The sequence below is a fragment of the Halorubrum sp. SP3 genome, from assembly GCF_005435195.1.
In the GTDB taxonomy this organism is placed as follows: domain Archaea; phylum Halobacteriota; class Halobacteria; order Halobacteriales; family Haloferacaceae; genus Halorubrum; species Halorubrum sodomense.
On the sequence record NZ_SGTU01000172.1, the window covers coordinates 1 to 810 of the forward strand.

Genomic DNA, 810 nt, shown 5'->3' on the forward strand with positions numbered 1-810 from the left:
GGAAGTTGTCGTACATGATGAGTCGAGTCTTGCCGATCGAGGTCAGTGTGTTACCGCTTAGGGCCGCCGCAGTATGAACAAAGAATCCGACTGCCAGAATCGGAAGCACTGGCGCCGCGGCAACGTATTTGGGGCCAAATGTAATAGATACAATTGTTTCAGGGAAAAGAGATAGCAAGAGGGTAAGCGGAAGATTCGCCAGTAGGGCCCACTTAGTGATTGTGCGAATCAGACGACGGAGCGCGTCGTGATCTCCGTCGGCGTGGAGTTCAGAGATCACAGGGACGAAGAGGAAGCCGAATGCGGAGACGGTCATCGTGAGGAACTGCGCGAGGGGGTAGACAGCGTTGTACTCACCCACGGGACCCGCGCCGGCTAGGGCGCCGAGAAGAAAAATATCGATATCGGAGAAGACAGCGCTCATCGCAGCCGTGACGACTAGTGGTGCCGAAAACGTTAGCAGCGTTCTGCGTACCGGAGTATACTGAACCGACCAATTAAATATTGGTGTTCGGGAGTGGAGGAACCAGAGACCGAGAAACGCGGTAACTAAGTAAGAGACTAGATACGCCCAAGCGACCGACGCACTATCGAAACCAAGCGCAACTACGACTGCGATACCGATGATGCGGACGACTGGGAGCGATACGTTCTGGAGGACAGTTCGTGGGACGGGAAGTTTGAACCCTTGCATACTTCCGTTAACCATCCGGATGAAGACGGCGAACGGAATAGCAGCACTGAATAGTCGTAGCACGCGGACCGTGGTACCATCAGCACCGATAATGTCGGCCAACCTTGGTGAGAGGA

The 810-nt window shown here is 54.4% G+C and carries 1 protein-coding gene; it reads right to left on the minus strand.

Features of this window, described 5'->3' with window-relative positions; translation table 11 throughout:
• Positions 1-709: oligosaccharide flippase family protein (locus tag EXE42_RS16080; protein WP_241988420.1), on the minus strand; the 709-nt coding region annotated here is incomplete at its 3' end.
• Positions 710-810 lie beyond the last annotated feature (101 nt).